This is a genomic window from Streptococcus oralis (assembly GCF_016028255.1).
In the GTDB taxonomy this organism is placed as follows: Bacteria; Bacillota; Bacilli; order Lactobacillales; family Streptococcaceae; genus Streptococcus; species Streptococcus oralis_AC.
Genome location: NZ_CP065707.1, coordinates 1,323,386 through 1,341,693, shown reverse-complemented (window position 1 = coordinate 1,341,693; position 18,308 = coordinate 1,323,386). Strand labels below are relative to the sequence as shown.

13 protein-coding genes, 1 pseudogene and 1 CRISPR repeat array are annotated in these 18,308 nt (G+C 37.0%); of the genes and pseudogenes, 2 read left to right on the top strand and 12 right to left on the bottom strand.

Annotation, left to right across the window (positions count from 1 at the left end; genetic code table 11):
- Positions 1-45: 45 nt before the first annotated feature.
- From ftsY to cas6, 11 genes are all read right to left on the bottom strand, one after another.
- Positions 46-1,341, bottom strand: a complete 1,296-nt coding sequence (ftsY, locus tag I6G42_RS06545) for a signal recognition particle-docking protein FtsY (protein ID WP_038805173.1) — start codon at positions 1,339-1,341, stop codon at positions 46-48.
- A 3-nt stretch (positions 1,342-1,344) separates the two neighbouring features.
- Positions 1,345-2,163, bottom strand: coding sequence for a Cof-type HAD-IIB family hydrolase (locus I6G42_RS06540; RefSeq protein WP_038805172.1), 819 nt, complete (start codon positions 2,161-2,163; stop codon positions 1,345-1,347).
- A complete protein-coding gene (locus tag I6G42_RS06535) occupies positions 2,163-2,954 on the bottom strand; it encodes a Cof-type HAD-IIB family hydrolase (RefSeq protein ID WP_038805171.1) in 792 nt (263 codons plus the stop codon). Before I6G42_RS06535 ends, I6G42_RS06540 begins: the two co-directional genes overlap by 1 nt.
- Positions 2,955-3,824: 870 nt before the next feature.
- Positions 3,825-5,300, bottom strand: coding sequence for a hypothetical protein (locus I6G42_RS06530; RefSeq protein ID WP_038805170.1), 1,476 nt, complete (start codon positions 5,298-5,300; stop codon positions 3,825-3,827).
- 86 nt (positions 5,301-5,386) lie between these two features.
- Positions 5,387-7,738: a CRISPR direct-repeat array (repeat unit 25 nt; unit sequence GTCTCAATTCCTTATAGGTAAGGTA).
- A 293-nt stretch (positions 7,739-8,031) separates the two neighbouring features.
- A complete protein-coding gene (gene cmr6 / locus I6G42_RS06525) occupies positions 8,032-8,841 on the bottom strand; it encodes a type III-B CRISPR module RAMP protein Cmr6 (RefSeq protein WP_038805169.1) in 810 nt (269 codons plus the stop codon).
- A 2-nt stretch (positions 8,842-8,843) separates the two neighbouring features.
- Positions 8,844-9,257: a type III-B CRISPR module-associated protein Cmr5 gene (locus I6G42_RS06520; protein ID WP_227698182.1), complete on the bottom strand. Its 414-nt coding sequence runs from the start codon at positions 9,255-9,257 to the stop codon at positions 8,844-8,846.
- On the bottom strand, positions 9,238-9,951 hold the full coding sequence (locus tag I6G42_RS06515; protein WP_038805165.1) for an RAMP superfamily CRISPR-associated protein: 714 nt from the start codon (positions 9,949-9,951) through the stop codon (positions 9,238-9,240). Before I6G42_RS06515 ends, I6G42_RS06520 begins: the two co-directional genes overlap by 20 nt.
- Positions 9,952-9,954: 3 nt before the next feature.
- The gene (locus I6G42_RS06510) at positions 9,955-11,034 is read right to left on the bottom strand and encodes a hypothetical protein (protein WP_227698181.1); all 1,080 of its coding nucleotides are present in this window, start codon (positions 11,032-11,034) and stop codon (positions 9,955-9,957) included.
- A gap of 197 nt (positions 11,035-11,231) precedes the next feature.
- Positions 11,232-12,830 (bottom strand): type III-B CRISPR-associated protein Cas10/Cmr2, encoded by a 1,599-nt coding sequence (cas10, locus tag I6G42_RS06505; RefSeq protein ID WP_038805162.1) that lies wholly within the window; start codon positions 12,828-12,830, stop codon positions 11,232-11,234.
- Positions 12,831-14,027, bottom strand: a complete 1,197-nt coding sequence (locus I6G42_RS06500) for a hypothetical protein (RefSeq protein ID WP_038805161.1) — start codon at positions 14,025-14,027, stop codon at positions 12,831-12,833.
- 9 nt (positions 14,028-14,036) lie between these two features.
- Positions 14,037-14,765, bottom strand: coding sequence for a CRISPR-associated endoribonuclease Cas6 (gene cas6, locus I6G42_RS06495; protein WP_038805158.1), 729 nt, complete (start codon positions 14,763-14,765; stop codon positions 14,037-14,039).
- Between the two features lie 958 nt (positions 14,766-15,723).
- Here cas6 and I6G42_RS06490 point away from each other — a divergent pair.
- Both I6G42_RS06490 and I6G42_RS06485 read left to right on the top strand, forming a co-directional pair.
- Positions 15,724-16,122: pseudogene (locus I6G42_RS06490) on the top strand (tyrosine-type recombinase/integrase); the annotation flags it as partial.
- Positions 16,123-16,193: 71 nt separating this feature from the next.
- Entirely contained in the window at positions 16,194-16,493 is a 300-nt protein-coding gene (locus I6G42_RS06485) for a YbaB/EbfC family nucleoid-associated protein (RefSeq protein ID WP_000981527.1), read from the top strand.
- 46 nt (positions 16,494-16,539) lie between these two features.
- Here the strand turns inward: I6G42_RS06485 and I6G42_RS06480 are convergent, their stop codons facing one another.
- On the bottom strand, positions 16,540-18,303 hold the full coding sequence (locus tag I6G42_RS06480; RefSeq protein ID WP_038805157.1) for a glycerophosphoryl diester phosphodiesterase membrane domain-containing protein: 1,764 nt from the start codon (positions 18,301-18,303) through the stop codon (positions 16,540-16,542).
- Positions 18,304-18,308: the final 5 nt, after the last annotated feature.

Sequence of the window (18,308 nt, the reverse complement as noted above, 5' to 3'; positions counted from 1 at the left end):
CAAAATAATCCTGCAAGCTACACTTGCAGGATTATTTATTTTCTATTAAATCAAACCCTCTAAAAGACCCTTCATAAAGTTTTCAGAGTTAAATTCACCGATATCATCGATTTTTTCACCGAAACCGATCAATTTTACAGGGATATTGAGTTCTTCACGAATTGCCAGAACGACACCACCACGGGCAGTTCCATCAATTTTTGTCAATACAATACCGGTAACAGGGGTAATTTTCGAAAATTCTTTAGCTTGTACCAGGGCGTTTTGTCCAGTTGACGCATCGAGTGCTAAGAAAGTTTCATGGGGTGCTTCAGGAACGACACGCTTGATAATGCGACCAATCTTTTCCAACTCGGCCATAAGGTTGTCCTTGTTTTGCAGACGACCTGCTGTATCAATCATGAGAATATCAATCCCTTCTGCTACGGCGCATTCCATCCCATCAAAGACCACACTTGCTGGATCAGCCTTTTCAGGCCCCGTCACAACAGGAACATCCACACGACGGCCCCATTCAGCTAGCTGGGCCACTGCCCCTGCACGGAAGGTATCTGCCGCAACCAGCATGACTTTCTTGCCAGCTTGTTTGTAGCGGTGAGCTAGTTTCCCGATAGAAGTTGTCTTCCCAACACCGTTAACACCAACAAAGAGCATGACTGTCAAGCCATCTTGAAAATGAATTTGTTCATCGTAGTTGCCATCCTTCTCATAGAGTTCAACTAATTTCTCAATAATGACACGACGAAGTGCGTCAGGCTTCTTAGCGTTTTCTAATTTGGCTTCATAGCGTAGTTCTTCTGTTAAGTTTGAAGCGACTTGCACACCGACGTCGCTCATGATGAGCAGTTCTTCCAATTCCTCGAAAAATTCTTCATCGACAGAACGAAAGTTGGCAAAGAAGGCATTCAAACGAGCTCCGAATCCCGTACGCGTTTTCTTGAGACTGCGGTCATATTTTTCCTGAACGGTTTCTTCAACCTGAGGAAGTTCTTCTTCAACTACTTCAGAAGCTAACCCTTCTTCGAACTCTACAGTTTCTTGCTTCTCTTCTTCTAGAGCTTCTTCTGTCTCTTGGAATTGTTCCAATTCATCAGCTTCTAGCTCAAGCTCTTTCTGAGCAGTTTCTTCGACTGCTTCTGGTTCAATAACTTCTTCTGTCGAGATCTGAGGAATTTCTTCTTGAGCAGGTGTTTCTTCCACTTTGTCCGTCGCTGTTTCTTCGACTGCCGCTTGGCTTTCTTCAACCTCTTCTGACAAATCAAGATTTTCCAGTGCTTCTTTTACAACATCTTCGATTTTCGGCTCTTCTTTTTTCCCGAATAGACGGTCAAATAATCCCATATTCTAATTCTCCTTTAGCACGTATTCTTCGATAGCCCATGCAACGGCTTCCTCGTCGTTGGTCATAGGGGTAATCACATTGGCAACTTCCTTAACAGCAGGAACTGCATTTTGCATGGCAACTCCCAGACCTGCCCACTCAATCATAGAAAGGTCATTGGCCTCGTCCCCACAAGCCATGACTTGGCTTTGGTCGATTCCCAAGTGTTTAATTAATTTCGCTAAACCTGTTGCCTTGTGGACGTTTTTCGGCGACCATTCCAACAGCATTTCACGCGATTTGAAGATTTCATATTGGTCAAACAATTCAGGAGAAATCTGTTGAATGGCCGCGTCCAAGGGTTCTTGGGCAAAGGCGGTCACACATTTATTATATGTCATCTGACTAGATAGATCTTCAAAAGCGACTGGCACGAAAGTCAGGGCAGGGTTGAACTTAGCATAGAGACTTTCGTGGTCCGACTGGATTTGATAGACTGTTCCTTCTGAAATGGCATCTAACGGAAGTCCGAGTTTTTCAGTTTCCTCGTACAAGCGTGCCACATCGTCGATTGAAAAGACTGTTTTATCGAGAATCTCTCCTGTATTTTTCTGTACCAGACCACCATTAAAGGTGATAGTGTACTCATCCTCCTGTTCATCTGTTCCCAACTCATGGAGAAAGAAATCCATAGCCTTCAGAGGACGTCCTGTTGTCAGTACGACCTTGATGCCACGATCACGCGCAGCTTTGAGGACTTTCTTAGTTCGATCTGTCAGCTTTTTATCCGTTGTCAGCAAGGTGCCATCCAAATCCAATGCAATCAATTTAATATCTGCCATTACAAGCCCTCCATATAAGCCATCACTGACTGGTCCTTATGGTGGCCAATCACTGCTTCTGCTAATTCTAAAATCTCTGGTCGCGCATTTTCAGGAGCGATTGGGTGTCCCACAACCTGCATCATGTGAAGGTCATTGAGATTGTCGCCAAAAGCCATAACCTGATCCATGATAAGCCCCAGTTTTTTTGCCAGCTCAACAATAGCCACTCCCTTATCAACATAGTCCAAGACAATATCGATGGATTCAAAACCTGTGGTCATGGCTTTTACACCAGGAACATTTTCGTTGACCCAGGCCTCACCAGCTTCTATCGTTTCTTCTGTGAAGTTCGTAGTGAATTTAAAAATCTCATCCGTGATATCTTCCAAACTCGCTACTTTTTGAATGTTTTCATTGTAGTGACGGCTAAACATGAGATAGGTCTCATCAACTGTATCCAATACATAACAAGCTTTTTTCCCAGTCAAGAGCATTTTTCTTTCATCAAAATAAGGCGATTTCTTTAAAGCTTCAAAAGTGCTCAAGTAAAAATCCCGAGACATCGTAGCCTCGTATATATCCTCACCATGAAACTCAACATAGCTCCCATTTTCAGCTATAAAAATCACTTCATCACGTACATCCGCAAATAGCTTTTTCAGCGACAAGATACCGCGACCCGAAGCCACTGCAAAATAAATCCCCTTTTCCTTATAGGAAACAAGTAAGTTTTTGAGGCGTTCCATATCAAACTGACCCTCTCCGTCTAGAAAGGTTCCATCCATATCGGTTGCTACAAGTTTAATCATAAAATCCTTCATACTCCAATTGATAAATCTACCTTTTATTATACCATAGATAAGCTGAAAATGAACTAGTACAGTAGGGTTGGCTATTGGATAGCAGGTCTTTTTCGATAAATGAAGTAGAAAAGAATGTTTTTAATTTAACCCAATAGACCAATAAATATTCGCGACACTGTGAAGTAACAAAAAACTGATCAGCCATCTAACTTAAGCTCTATACTATCTGTGGTTGAAACACGGAAAAACTCTCCTACTATGTACTGACCCCAAAAAGTTAGATTTTTTCTGTCTAACTTTTGGGGTGCAGGTCACTAAGAGAGTTTTTCTTGATAATTCTTACAAAACAAAAGGCGAACAAATTCTCATGCTTCCCAGCAGACATGAATTTGCTCGCTTTTTTGGTGCCTTGGAGACAGACAAAGACACACAGCCAATTCCTTATAGGTAAGGTATAACATGCTGTTGCTTTTGGCATTCTCGACAATCTCGCAACAGTTTACTCAATGTCTCAATTCCTTATAGGTAAGGTATAACCGAGGAACTCTAAATCCAAAACTTGCCTTAAAAGAGGGCGCGTCTCAATTCCTTATAGGTAAGGTAGAACGAAAGGTGACTCAATTGTCATTGATTACACTCGTCTTTTCGATGGCAAACAGTCTCAATTCCTCATAGGTAAGGTAGAACTGTGATAATTGTGGATACCAATCTCCACGTTCTTTTGGGTTGTGTGTCTCAATTCCTTATAGGTAAGGTAGAACAACAGCATTTTCGCTGTTTCTAGATTGATTGTATCAAAAAATAGGGCTTTTTTCAAGATTTCAAAATCTTAGGCACGCGCTTGTGATGAACATCGTATGTCCAGATAATATACATTTATTCTCGCTTTTTGAAATAGATGAAAGCAATTGTCAAAAGAGGAATAAGCAAAGTAAGCCAAGATGAATACGTCAGGCTCAGATTGCAAATCGTCAGACAGTGTTCCTGCAGTTCTTTGATATTCGGAATGATTGCTAATGCAATACTTAAAACGGTTAGTACTAATACTCTGTCATTCAATTTATTACTTGCTTCCGTCTGGCTGATATCATGCAGTTCTCTGATTTGACTATCTAGGAGATTGATATGCTTCTCGATATAGAGTGAGGTTTGCAGCAATTCGTAGATTTCAATCGCCTGCTCCTGCGGGCAAAGTTCCGGAAGCAGGTATTGATTTTTAAAGGTCGTGTAAGCCTTCTGCAGCTTTAGTTTATCAGAAACTCTAGCATTGACCCTATCCCCCGCATCCTTAGAATACTTCAGAATACCAATCCTCTGGCTGAGCGTAATCAAAGCCAAGTCCAGATATTCCGACAAAAAGTAACCTTTTAGGAAAAATTCAGGAAAAACAGAACCACTCATAAAAATCATGGAATGCTGGCTGGCCATATAAAGGCTTCCCTCAGCTGACCACCTCGTATAGAGAAGCTTTTCCAGCTCTGCCTTCAGCATATCTCGACTCAGACATGTTGAATCTCCCTTATCAACGTATAAAATACTAAAAAGAAGCTTCATCTTTTCTAAACTTTGATCCGAATCATCAAAATTCGCCCAATTCGCCGTTTTATAAATCAAGTCCTTTACATCAGGAACCATCATGTAGCTCACCACATACATGCGGTCATCAATGATGATCTCCAGATGAGGCTTAGACTCAAACTGCGAGATATCCTCTGGGAATATCGCTTCCTCAGGCAAGCCAAAGAAATCCTGTAAGATTTCTTTCGGAGCCGACATGATCCCATATGAAGAAATTAAGCCAGATGGCTGTGGAGCCTCATCAATTTTTTCGCTCTTAATCAGCTCAATATTATTAGGTGAGACTAAATCACACAGCAATGGAGTCAAAAAAGGAGCATAGAGATGACGACCATACTGGTTGATGTTTTTAATATCTTCCAATTTATCATAGAGACGATTTTCCATTGAGAAAATCAGGAAACCTGCTTCTAAATTTGGTAAATAACGAAGCATGATATAGTCAAGCGTCAGGTCATAACACTCAAGTTTGTCAATTTGATTATAATAAGAAATCCGATACACATCACCTTTTTCTAAGCCAGTATAAGCATAGTTTGTGACTAGCTCAGGATTGCGGAAAATCAGCTCCTCTGCTTCTTTATTAAAATATCGGCGATAAGCGTACTTTAATCGCTCGCTTTTTTCACCATCTTCTACGTTCAGATAGGGGAGTTCATTGGCATCTTGGCTGAGTTTCTTCCAATTGGAAGACTTCGGAAAAGACTCCAGCCCCTTGGCCGCAAAGGGCAAAACAAAGATATGGTGACTATATACAGATTGACTCTCAGACATAAACAACCTCCGATAAAGACATTCAACATGAAAGCACTTCCAATATACCACAAAAAACTTGCTCTCGCAAGTTTTTTCAGTTGAAGCAACCAATTCCTTATAGGTAAGGTATAACGATCAAGAGGAGCTAGAATATCTTCAAGGTATTCTAAATAAAGTCTCAATTCCTTATAGGTAAGGTATTACGTTCCAATGGAAGAACGAATTGCAGTCAAATCAGAATTGACGGCCTCAATTCCTTATAGGTAAGGTATTACGTAGTATTGCTATTTACACTCATTGGAATTTATCAGAAAAAAGTCTCCATTCCTTATAGGTAAGGTATTACAGATGACTCATTAAAGGCAGGCAACTTTCTTTCAGAAACAGAGTCTCAATTCCTTATAGGTAAGGTATTACTATTCCGAGAAGGTGCTAGTAAATATCTTGGGACTCTAACGTCTCAATTCCCTATAGGTAAGGTATTACCTATTATATCACAAAGGAGACAGAGAGTGAGCAACTCAATTCCTTATAGGTAAGGTATAACGGAAGTAAACCCTTGGGTGGCTGAGAAAGTTATTCCACAAATGGAAGTCTCAATTCCTTATAGGTAAGGTATAACGACAAGAACAAGATCAAAGAAGATAAGATCCGTCCAATCATCAAAGAGTCTCAATTCCTTATAGGTAAGGTATAACTATAAAATTCAAGATGAAATTTCGAAAAAAGAACGTATTCGTCTCAATTCCTTATAGGTAAGGTATAACAGATGAAGAGCCATCGTTTTTAGCAAGAATTCATGATATCCTAATAGGTCTCAATTCCTTATAGGTAAGGTAGAACAAGAACATTCACAAGTTGATAGATTTGATTTAAAATCTGGATATCTGTCTCAATTCCTTATAGGTAAGGTATAACTTATCGCAAAATCGGCGAAAATGAAATTTGGTCACGGCCAAAAGTCTCAATTCCTTATAGGTAAGGTACAACAATCTTGTAATTGCTGTTCCAGGAGCTATTAGCTTTGCGATTAGGTCTCAATTCCTTATAGGTAAGGTATAACTTGACAGTCTGAATATTTCCAAAGGATATTTTGTCGATTTAAAGACAATGTCTCAATTCCTTATAGGTAAGGTAGAACGAAATATACGGTTTCCTATATCCTGTCTGTCAAAAGGGGAGAGTCTCAATTCCTTATAGGTAAGGTATAACTTGGAACGGTATCACTGCTGCTAACGAATCACCTGTCTCAATTCCTTATAGGTAAGGTAGAACAAAAGGAGAAAATGCTAAATTAAGATATTTAACAGTAAAGTCTCAATTCCTTATAGGTAAGGTATAACTTTATCAAGAGAATTTCCCACAACGTGCTGAGAAGGAGAAATTTAAGTCTCAATTCCTTATAGGTAAGGTAGAACTAGAGAAATTTATGTTTTAATTGAATGTCTGGGTGATGAGATTGGAATGTCTCAATTCCTTATAGGTAAGGTAGAACAGGAACAGAATATACGGCTGAAACAGACCTTACATTGTCTTATGACGTTATGTCTCAATTCCTTATAGGTAAGGTAGAACCAGAAAAAGGACTACCTAAAACTGGTGAGAAGGATAGTTCCTTGTCTCAATTCCTTATAGGTAAGGTAGAACAAAAATATTTTTTGGAGGTGGTTTGTATGACCGCGAAAGATTTATTGTCTCAATTCCTTATAGGTAAGGTATAACCCATGGAGTTTCTTCCGGGAAGAGCTGGTAAAATACCAAATATTGTCTCAATTCCTTATAGGTAAGGTATAACAATCAAACTATTTAGCTTTGACGCAGAAACCAACGGTCTCTGGGGTCAAGCGTCTCAATTCCTTATAGGTAAGGTATAACTTTAGATGAGCATAGTAGAGAAATAGCACCTATGTATATTGGGGTTCTAAACGTCTCAATTCCTTATAGGTAAGGTATAACATAATACCTTGTTGCTTTACAAGATTCTCCGTGGCGACTCAGCTGATGGTATGTCTCAATTCCTTATAGGTAAGGTATAACCCGGGATGAGCTAATGAAATATCGATTGCCTTATAAGCGTCTCAATTCCTTATAGGTAAGGTATAACTGATTTTTTAACGATTAGCACTTTTCGAAAGTTAAAACGTCTCAATTCCTTATAGGTAAGGTAGAACGAAATATACGGTTTCCTATATCCTGTCTGTCAAAAGGGGAGAGTCTCAATTCCTTTTAGGTAAGGTAGAACTCTGAAGATTGATAACCTTCCAGAAATCAAGAAAATGCAACGCTTTAAGTCTCAATTCCTTATAGGTAAGGTATAACACTTAAATATGAAGATACCAATTCATACAGTCCTTCTGTCTCAATTCCTTATAGGTAAGGTAGAACAAAAACAGCTGGAAGTTGAATACCATAAGGCTTACGTTAAGGAAAAGTCTCAATTCCTTATAGGTAAGGTAGAACAACAGCATTTTCGCTGTTTCTAGATTGATTGTATCAAAAAACAGGGCTTTTTTCAAGATTTCGATGGAAAAAGTCGGTCGATCTTTTTGTACCCATCGCTATCGCAAACTAAGATTGAACTCCTATCCCTGTACGATAGCTGACTTCACTTGTTTCTAAACTCTTTGTAAATGCTGCCTTATATTCAGACTCCTTAATCTGAACAAGCTCCTCTATACCTTTTCGAGCTATTTGAGTTGCGCAAGTCCCTCAGATACGATTTGTAAATCCCCTTGTCGATTGAGCTCTGCTACTCTAACTGTCCGAAACCAACATTCGTTTTGGCGCCAATACCTACATCAGTCAAGATGCTTTTAAATAACTCTATTTTTTGTTCAACCGTAACCTTCTTAACTCCGTCTGAAAGCTGACAATCTTTCAGATAAAAGCCAAATTCAAAAGAGATTCCAGGTTTAACTTTCAGACAATTGATTGGAATAGGATTCTTGATTATATCACTATGAGGTGTAATGAATTCCAATGCTAGGCACTGTTGCTTCGTTTTATTTTTAGAAGTTGGATAAGCATCTAAAAAGACATCATTATCTTCAAAAATATTATCTTTCAAGCCATAGATTTCTTCATCAGAAAGTTCTGGTTTAAGAAGTGACTTAATATACTTCATCTTTTGTTGATTAATATCATCTTTGGTATCTTCTTTCCTAGGAAAGACGCTTTTCAGTACCCCTTTGACTGAGGAGCCAGGTATATAGGGCAGTCCAGTCACATAATCAAAAGAAAAACCAGAATAAATAGAACCCTTTGATTTCAAATCATGGGGATTGCCCGTTCCTATCATGAGACCAGGATAAATAGTTTGCAAAGAAAAGGTTTGAACACTTGCTACACCTTTTGAAGCATGTTTCAAATGCTCCAGAGGTGATAGAGAAATGTCAAATTTAAAATCCTGCAAAGCCTTATTTCTCTCACGAAATTGATCTTCACTAGATTTTAATCCCCCCAGTTCATAAACTAGACCCGATTGTTCTCTCCGCTCTTCTAATCCTTCAAAATATTCATGATAGTAGATATAAGACATGTTTTTTGAACTAAACATCATCCTTACCCTCCATTTTTCTCGTCTTCCTTGGCTTTTTCATCTTTTGACTCAATTTCAAACAAGTTTAACCCTAGTTTTATCGCAATTGCTGCATGCAATACATCTTCTTTGATAGCGAAACTCTCATTATCATTTTTGAACGCTGTCACATACTCAAACAAGGTGGTAGCCGTAATATCTGTGTTTTCTTTCTTCAAAACTTCCAAAATCATGACAGGTAGCTTGGTACGATCTTCTTTGGCATTTTTTGATTTAGCCGAATAGTAGGCAACTGCTGCTGAGAGGCTTCCCATTGTAATAGCAGCTCCAAAAGAAGCAATATAGCCTCTAAACTCATTTGGAATTGGCTCCGTAAGCTCCTTTTCAATCACCTCAACAGCAATAGGAAGCAACCGATTAATTCTGTTCTTGTCCATTGTTTGCTCCTTCTTCATTTCCTGAAATCACTTTAATAACCTTGCAAAGTCCATAACCTACAGAAGCATTTGCACCAAACTGGATGATTTTCTCTCTCACCGAATCTGTAAAAATCTCTAAAAGGTTTTCTGACTCATTGGTTGAAGCCACCACTGCAAAATAGAAAATCGATTTGTGGGGCACAACCTCCTCATACCACAAATTAGTTTGTTCTCCGACACTATTTCGAGCAATTACTGGTAAACCATATTTTTCAAAGCAAGAATTATCTGCGTCTAGAGTTATCACCTCATCTCCACCCTTTATATCTTCTATTGAAACATCTTCTAATTGCAAATTTTTAAGCATTTTCTTGAAATCTTCACAAGCTGTTTTCGGAGCATGTATTGAATAAGGCTTATCCTCACCACTTATCGAACGAATTGGCAGGGCTAGTAGATTCGCGCTAAGAAATTTTAATGCGCCTGAAGTAGTAATCTTACTACTTTCCGAACCGAATATTTCATCAATGTTCGACAAGTCGTTTTCTTCAAAGAAGGCCCTCAGAGCACCTTTAACGCCTGAGGAGTTAATCGTCGGAAATCCCGTCACAACATCGCGCTCCACTTCGTTATCAATGATGTTAAAATTAACATCTCCATTTCCTACATGCAAATTTGTTAAACATTCAATGACAAAAATTTTTGCTTTCATTTTTTACTCCTTACTTCCTTCAATTTTGCAAATAACATTATAGCCTGCTGCTTCTATGCCAGATTTTAACGGAATTTTATCATCACCATAAAAGACACTGCCCGCCTTGTATAGAAGGTGATGGCCTTGCAGACTGAGACCTTTCAGACGATTTTCCTTAAGGTCTGTATGAAGCTGACGAACTAGTTTTTCCTCTAAGATCGCAAAGCCTGTCACATCATTTAAGAGGCACACATCTGAGAGGCAGTATTGCCAAGTCTGACCTTTTGGAGTATGTTTCTGGAAATGCTTTGTGATTTCACTTTCTAAATTATTTTCAGATTTTTGAACAGAAACCTTAAAAAGGGTGCCTTTCTGTCCCATAGGAACGATACCATCTTTTAATATGAAATTATCCTTAACCTTTACATAGACAGCAAATTCATAGTCCTTATGTAGCTGATGTACCTCTCGCTTAAATAGGCGGTCAGCATCAAAATTTTTGGATAGTTTTTCTAATTCTTCTTGAAAGTGATTTTTTTCCCCTTTGTTGTACTTTTCTAACCAATTCATAAAATCATTTATAAACTCGGTTAAACTAAGATTGCTATTCCTATCTAAATTAGAAACTTCCTGTTTCATATCTTCATTCACAAACAACTTACACAAATCTCGAATATTTATCTTCAGGTTCTGCAGATCCTTCTGCGTAACACGCCTTACACCAGTCGCTACCTTAGTCATAAAAATATCTTCGATTCCTTCTAGACAGCCTGTATTAATATTATAATAGCCATCCCCATACCCTTCTTTAGGATTATATTCCTTAGATTTGGGCAGAGCGATTTCACCAAAACTAGTTGGCAGTGTAATTTCTTCCTCTAGTATTATTGGTTCAAACTGATCAATCCCCTCTCTCCCCTGCTTGTTGTTAAAAGGATTTGGTATGACGACTTCCTTACTATTTTTACGCAAAAAGATTGGAGAGATTTTTTCTAATTTTCCGAAACTTTGTACACCTCCATTTAGAGAAAAGCTCTTCTCTCCGATTAGAGCTTTGATTTTATCTCGCGTATTCTCATCATACTGAAAATCCTGGTTCAACTGAATCCCATTGCTGACTAAGATAAGATAGCGTATCATCCCAAAGACTGTGGACTGTTCAGGAACGCGATTAGTGCGGATAAAATAAGGAGCGTATTCATCCTCCGAATAGTTATTTTTACCGACAAAGCTAAAGCGTCTATCTGAACCAAAAGAATAGTCTCCTAGCGGTCTAAACGTCACAAGATAGTCTGTCATCACTTACCTCCCTGCCAAAACTTTACCAAAAATAAAATAGCCTGCAACTCCTTGGTATAGTATTCCCCTATACTTATGTTTCGTTTTGTACAAACCCCATCAACCTTTACTTTCGTAACTGGCTTATGATACTCTTTCAAATAGTTGTCATAGAAACATTTAGCTATTTTTCCCAGATAGTCATGATAGGCCAACTGGTTAGGATTGTTAAAGTTATTTAAAAATCTGGTTTTATATTCTTGAAGGTCAAATGCATTCTGTGCGGTCTTCTCAAATAACAACTTAAAAATAATTTCTGTATCTTGCAGATTATAGAGAACCGATTCCAGTGCTTGATCGTTCGTAGTCGCTCGATAGTTTATCAGATGATCAATGACATCCAACTTCTCGTTTTCTACCATCAATTGAACAGTTTTCCCACTGTGCTTGACTAACTCTATCCCCAGACGATTACCGCAACTTTCTTTAGCCTTATAAAGTTGAACTCTAGCTCTTTCCAGCGCTTCATATAGAGGATATTTGACATACTGAACAGCAACACCAAAAGACAAGCTGACATTGATGCTATCATCTGGCAGATCTACTTCTTCCAGACCTTTTTTCAATGTTTTTTTGAACATTTCGTCCAATTCACTACATAAGGATAAAAGAGAATGAACAGGAGCAATAAACAGTAAATCATCCCCACCAGCATAAATCGTCATCCCCCCATATTTTCCGACAAGTTTAGCCGCTTCACCAGCATAGTCTAAACAAGCCCTCGAAAAAATGTTTATTCTATCAGACTGTTCAGAGATTTCTACATCTTTACATAAAGCTTTCAAAAGAGTTCCGACCTTATCCCCATCTGAATTAACGACTGCGTAGTATTCGCTTCTGGTCGGTGTTACCTCACCATCAGGAATCTCTTCAGAAGAGTTTTCCTCTTTCTTTCGAGATAGAGCAATGTCTTCAATTGATTTTAAATCAGAATCACGATCTGGATGTTTTATAACCAACTGACTATTTGGTTTGGTACCTGTAAATAGCTTACTTTCTTTAATATAGATATTCCGATTGCCTTTCTTGCCTGCAAAGAACGAAGCAAATAAGTTCATATCTGTTCTCCCCTTACCCGCTGCCATCAGCTCCAATGCATCCAAAGCATCATTCAGTATTATAGCTATATTATTTCCAGCTTTTTCACTTTTTCCTATAATTTCGATAGTTTTTTCATTAAGAATAACAAAATCAATTCTCAGATAGTTATCGACAAAAATACTAAAATCCTTTGTATTAAACAGTCCGAATTTCTCAGCCATTTCCTTCTTCGCTTCTGAAATTATATTCTGCAATGCTTCCTCAGTTACTGTATTACCATCAACTGAAAACAAAATCCGATCATGGTAACGACCAATACCATCTTCTTGTGGGTTTTGATTACTATCAGAATCATAAAACGGTGAAAAAATCTTAACAGTTGGAATCTCAACAAGCTTTTCACAGAGTTTCTTTGTCACCGTTGAGAAAAAATAACTGCCGAACCACAAACCTGCCGGAGAGATTGCCTCTCCAATAGTTTTAAAAATCGGACCGATTGTTATACCTACATATTTCATTTATTCATCTCCTTTGGTGTGGTATTTAACTATTTGTGGACCTTTGATTTTATTCACTTCTTTATTATAATAACTAACGGCCTCTTCTAAAAAATCTTCTAAACAAAATTCATTTGAATCTGGAGTGTATAATTCTAGTTCCTCTGGTTTAACTTTCGGATCGATACCGTTACTATTCTTCACATCCTTACCAAGTTCATAAGTGAAAATAAATTTTTGGTTCCATATCTGCTCATCAATTTTTTTAGGAATAATATAAATAATCTTATTAATAACCTTAAACGTTAAAGGAGAAGGGAAACGTTCGATAGTTTCATCAGCATGTGAAATTTTAATATTCACATCAACTGCACCACCTTTTTGCCTTCTTTGATCCTTAAAAGCAAAGGAAGAAGATAGACCAAGCAATGCTCTAACGTAACACTCTTTATGGCTATTAATTTTGGGTTCCTGTTTTACTTTGTTTTGATTTGAAGCGTATGGATGATCTATTATTTCTGTTTTTAAAACAGCTTTTTCATTTTTTATTCCCTTCTCATTCATATGTATAAACAAAAAACCTTTTATATATTCCTTATGATTAATCCCTCCTTTAATAATCTTATAGAAGTTTTCAATAATCCTAAAAATCTTTTTTATTGCTTCAAACTTAGCTAACTTTCCAACTAGCTTATTACAATCTATCTTATATAATGTTTTTAAGCCAAACTCTTCCATTAAGATTTTTTCAATATTTTCTTGCTCAACCTGATCATTTTTCTCAGAATCAATTGTGAAACTACCATATCCTTTTCCTTGGGCAGCTCCAAAATTTGTCACTATGAAAAAGTTTTTGATATGCTTAACTATCAATTTCTGAAGAGTAGGATCAAAACAAGTAATGACTATTTTAGGATTAGTTATAACCATTCTTTTTTGGTCCTTAGCATAATAGAGAGGGATATCAACATATTCATCTGCAACTTTCTCATCTATCACCTCTTTATTTTTTGCTATAAACTTCATCTTATAAGGTAACAGTTTATAGGTTGCAAGTTCCTCAGGTTCCTTCGTCCAAAGATATTTATCAAATTTCGGCTTCACTTCACTAGCTCTAAGAGTAGCTCCTTTAGCATTAGCACTAGGCTGGAAATGAATAATTGGCGCATGACATTTTAAGTCAAGTTCTAACTTACAATTTCTAAATTCCATATCCACTCTATCCTCCTATTCTTCAATCACAAACATTCCGAATCCCATCGAATTCTTCTCACCAAGTCCAACTTGATAGAGGAAATCCAACACCTCCGCATCTCCTCTTATCTCAAATTCTCCTTTCCAACCCGTTATGAGATAGTCTTTGTATTTGGTAACAAATTTATTTTTTAAAGAAAAATTTATCGGCTCTATATCAAATCTACCTGTCGGTACTTTATGATAATAAGCTTGATATTTTCTCTCAAGATTCTCCATGATTCTGCTCTTAAATTCCGTATCAAATGGATTGTAATACAATGTTTTTTTAGTCTCAGGATCTGTAGAACGAACCACCAAGGGAGAAATCATCCGAATCTTATAAGAAGTCCCCATTAATTTCTTCTGTTCAATTTTTACATTTAAAATTTTTACAAGGTTTCGACCAATTCGCAATTCATCTAGATTTGACAAAGCCTCTGCAATAGTGAATAAAATGGATTGATCAATCGTTCTAATTTCAAAACGCACCTTATCAAGAAACTCTATTCGTTTTCCTCGCATTTTATATTGACCTTGCAATAGTGAAAATGTAAAAAGCTTAAAATGTTTGTCCTCAAACTGATGACCTATCTCATGAAGTTGCGCAGACAAGTCTTCCTTATTTTTCAATAAATTATAAATCATCGATTGAAGAAGGTAATTATAGTTTACTGGCAAGATAAACTGATCAATTTTTTGCAGTTCAATTAATAATTTCATCCTACATTCCTCCCTGAATTAAAATACATCTTCTTATATTATAGATATTACAAAATTTTGTAACCGCTGTCAAATTATATTGTTACATTTTATCATCTTAAATCAACTGTGAAATCACTGCTTGCTCTTCAAATCAAATAAATAGTGCTACAACTTGTTGACACCAATAATTCAGGATTCAAAAATCTTGCAGTAGATTTAGCTAATACAAAATTAAAATAGACGAGAATAACTTAGCGGTTATTTCAGATTGAAGAAAAAATCTATTTTGGACAATTTGTTAGTGAGTCATCGTATTCAACATTCAAATGGTGATAAAGACTTTCCACACGGTAATAGCAGTTTTGAATCATTTTATACAACAATCAGTATTGAGCATAAAGGCTTCAAAACTGATACGCATACATTACCCAATACATAGATATTTTCTATGATTCACGAATAGACTTAGTAAATCGGATTATCCTCATCAGAGTTATTTTGAATAATAAATTGTTTAGTTACCTAAACTTCTTCATTAAAAGGTGACTAGTTTTCCAAAAATGTGTTTAGAATATTGACAAAATGCATGTTTTGTTCTTGTTACAAATGGAAGAATGAACGAACTTTATATAATTTATAATAATAAAAGAATTGGACGTATTTCAGTAAGTTCTATTGGCGAAAATTTGGCTTTTCAATAGAGTTCAAAAATGATATAATCAATAATGTACTTTAATGATACTGTCTCAACCAAAGCTAGTGAGTTAATATTAGCCACGATTTCAGTAAACTGACAGGTGAGAGAATATGTCATAGAAAGCGAGGTAGCCTCACAAGAATAGAGTCCAAGTAATACGAATCTAAGTATAGACTTCATAGCTTAATCAAGTAACATTTAAAATATCTGTTGAGTATCTTTGTGAGATTTCTACGTAAGAAAATATTTTAAAAGAGGATAAGCGTGGTGCTTTTTATACGTCGAATATACATTCATAAGACTTTCGTTCAAGAACTAACGCAATGGAAAGAAAAACAAGCTCATCTATTACTAGAGTTTACGGACAATACAGAAGACTTACAAATCTTTCAAGACAGTCCTTTACAATTGACTGCTCCAATAGTTTCTAATCAAAAGATTAAATTGAAAAAAAGAATACCTGCGTCATTAAAAATGATTCGTAATCACGATTTCCGGCATTCACATGCAGCGTTTCTAGTTTCAAAAGGACTCAGAAACGGTGAGGGAAAAGATTATATATTTTTTACACTTATGAAACGACTTGGACACAGTAGCATTAATACAACTATTAACATCTACTCGCACCTATTCCCAACTCAACAAAAAGAAGTCGCCAATGCTTTTGACAACTTCTAGGGCAAAAAATGGCAAAAAAATTTATAAAACAAGGCACAAAGCCTTGATACGAAAGGAATCTTAAAAATCTTATGATGAACATGCAAAACATGATGCGCCAAGCACAAAAACTTCAAAAACAAATGGAACAAAGTCAAGCAGAACTCGCTGCTATGCAATTTGTTGGAAAATCTGCTCAAGACCTTGTCCAAGCGACCTTAACTGGAGATAAGAAAGTTGTTAGTATTGACTTCAGTCCAGCAGTTGTAGATCCAGAAGACCTAGAAACCTTGTCTGATATGACCGTTCAAGCCATCAACGCTGCTCTAGAACAAATCGACGAAACGACTAAGAAAAAACTAGGTGCTTTCGCTGGAAAATTACCATTCTAATCACCTACAGAAAAAGGAGGAAGGTTCACTTCTCCTTTTTTCTATGTTAGAAATTAAAGAACTCCGTAGCTTTTTTCAAAAGGAGATCGGTGTATTCTGGATCTTCCTGAGCTGCTGCTAAAGTCTCCTGTAGCATTTCCATGTCATCTGTAATCATCCCATCTACTGACAACTGCAAGGATTTATCAAGTGCGTCAGAGCTATTGATGGTCCATACGTAAAGCTTTTGTTCTGTATACCAAAGTTTAGTGACAAAGTATTCATCCAATGTTGAATACTCCATGGTATATCCTGTTGCCTTGGTTTTTGGGAAAATACTGTTATATGGTAGGATAAAATAAACTGGAATAGTCGAATCATATTTCAGAACTTGGTCAATCACATGATAGTCTAGTGATTGCATCTGATGACCATACTGCTTGATAATCGGTCCATACTTCTCTAGAAAACGTTCCATCATTTGTGGACTGTCTTTTTTACTGGTTTTGATTTCAATCAACAATCTTTGATGAAGTTCATTCGCGCGATTGAGATAATCATCAAAACTAGATATTTTGGTTCGATAGCCATTTTCAGAAATATCTAACCCTGTCAACTCCTCCAAAGTCAAGTCTTGAGGTCTGGCATTGATACCTGCTAAGTTCTTAAGATTGGCGTCATGCATCATCACAAACTGACCATCTTTGGTCTCCTGTACATCCATTTCAATCAAATCTGGTTTCAGTTGCGCTGTTTTTTCCAAAGACTGTACAGTGTTTTGTACACCATTTTTATTTGAAACGCCCCTATGTGAAATGACTAAAGGGGTATTTGTCACAGGAGCTTCCAGATAGATATAACCTTCCAGCGCAAAAAAGATACTAGCACAGCCCATAACCCCCCACCTCATTAGGTGATCTTTTTTTCTTCTTGGCATAATCTCCAGCTCCTCTCCTGTCAAAAAGGAGACAAACTTAACAAGGAAATAACTCAACGCCATATAGTGAACATTTTTCATCAAGACAAAGTTGATAACTCCAAGAATCAGTGATTCTTTCTGTGTTAAATTGTCAATTACAATCTGTCCTATTAGCAAGGGAGTCAAGAGAAGGAAGAAAAAGAGATAGGTTTTAATAATAATAAGTAGCAAGTTCCAAGCATAAAAGAGAACTTGTTTTTTTGTCTTTTGCAGACTATATTTTACTCCTTCTCTCACAGTCCTCTTTTCAAAGAGAATCTTCGGAAGGGCAAACATGAGTCGGACAGACACATAGAGCAAAATCCAAGCAGATGCAAAAATCATCAAGCCTACTAGCCAGTACTTGTCTTCCAGATAAGTCACGATAAAGTCTGGAATAACGATTTTATTTAAGTAATAAATTTTTAAAATTTTCCTGATGAAAGGAAAGAGCATGGCTACGTAGAAGAATACAAAGGCCATCTTACAGAAGCTCAAGCGTTTCATGAACAGAAAACTTTGCTGGAAAACTTTGCGACTGTACTCAATCAAGGTTCTCTTTTCGTGGTAGAGAAGGTGACGCGCCCCAATAAAGAGTAGGCAAATCTGGAAATAGGCCACCAAAAGATTGATTACAATCAAGACGAGAAAGGCCAGACTGATTAAAGGAGAACTCGTGATAATGGCAAAAATATTATTGTAAGAAATAAACAAATAGCCCGTCTGGCTGAGTAAAAGACCAGCAAGAAAAGAATTGAGAGGTAACCACAGATATTCCACCATCATGAAAATTAAGAAAAAGAGGAAGAGAACTTTATCTAGGTTGAGGTAAATTTTCCTAAAACCTAGTTTTTTAGGTTTTTCAGGTTTCATAGGCA

Coding starts and splice junctions, on each gene's coding strand:
- I6G42_RS06480 (WP_038805157.1), bottom strand. CDS start 18,303: ATGAAACCTGAAAAACCTAAAAAACTAGGTTTTAGGAAAATTTACCTC.
- cas10 (WP_038805162.1), bottom strand. CDS start 12,830: ATGAAATATGTAGGTATAACAATCGGTCCGATTTTTAAAACTATTGGA.
- ftsY (WP_038805173.1), bottom strand. CDS start 1,341: ATGGGATTATTTGACCGTCTATTCGGGAAAAAAGAAGAGCCGAAAATC.
- I6G42_RS06530 (WP_038805170.1), bottom strand. CDS start 5,300: ATGTCTGAGAGTCAATCTGTATATAGTCACCATATCTTTGTTTTGCCC.
- I6G42_RS06515 (WP_038805165.1), bottom strand. CDS start 9,951: ATGAAAGCAAAAATTTTTGTCATTGAATGTTTAACAAATTTGCATGTA.
- cas6 (WP_038805158.1), bottom strand. CDS start 14,765: ATGAAATTATTAATTGAACTGCAAAAAATTGATCAGTTTATCTTGCCA.
- I6G42_RS06535 (WP_038805171.1), bottom strand. CDS start 2,954: ATGATTAAACTTGTAGCAACCGATATGGATGGAACCTTTCTAGACGGA.
- I6G42_RS06485 (WP_000981527.1), top strand. CDS start 16,194: ATGATGAACATGCAAAACATGATGCGCCAAGCACAAAAACTTCAAAAA.
- I6G42_RS06540 (WP_038805172.1), bottom strand. CDS start 2,163: ATGGCAGATATTAAATTGATTGCATTGGATTTGGATGGCACCTTGCTG.
- I6G42_RS06520 (WP_227698182.1), bottom strand. CDS start 9,257: ATGGACAAGAACAGAATTAATCGGTTGCTTCCTATTGCTGTTGAGGTG.
- cmr6 (WP_038805169.1), bottom strand. CDS start 8,841: ATGATGTTTAGTTCAAAAAACATGTCTTATATCTACTATCATGAATAT.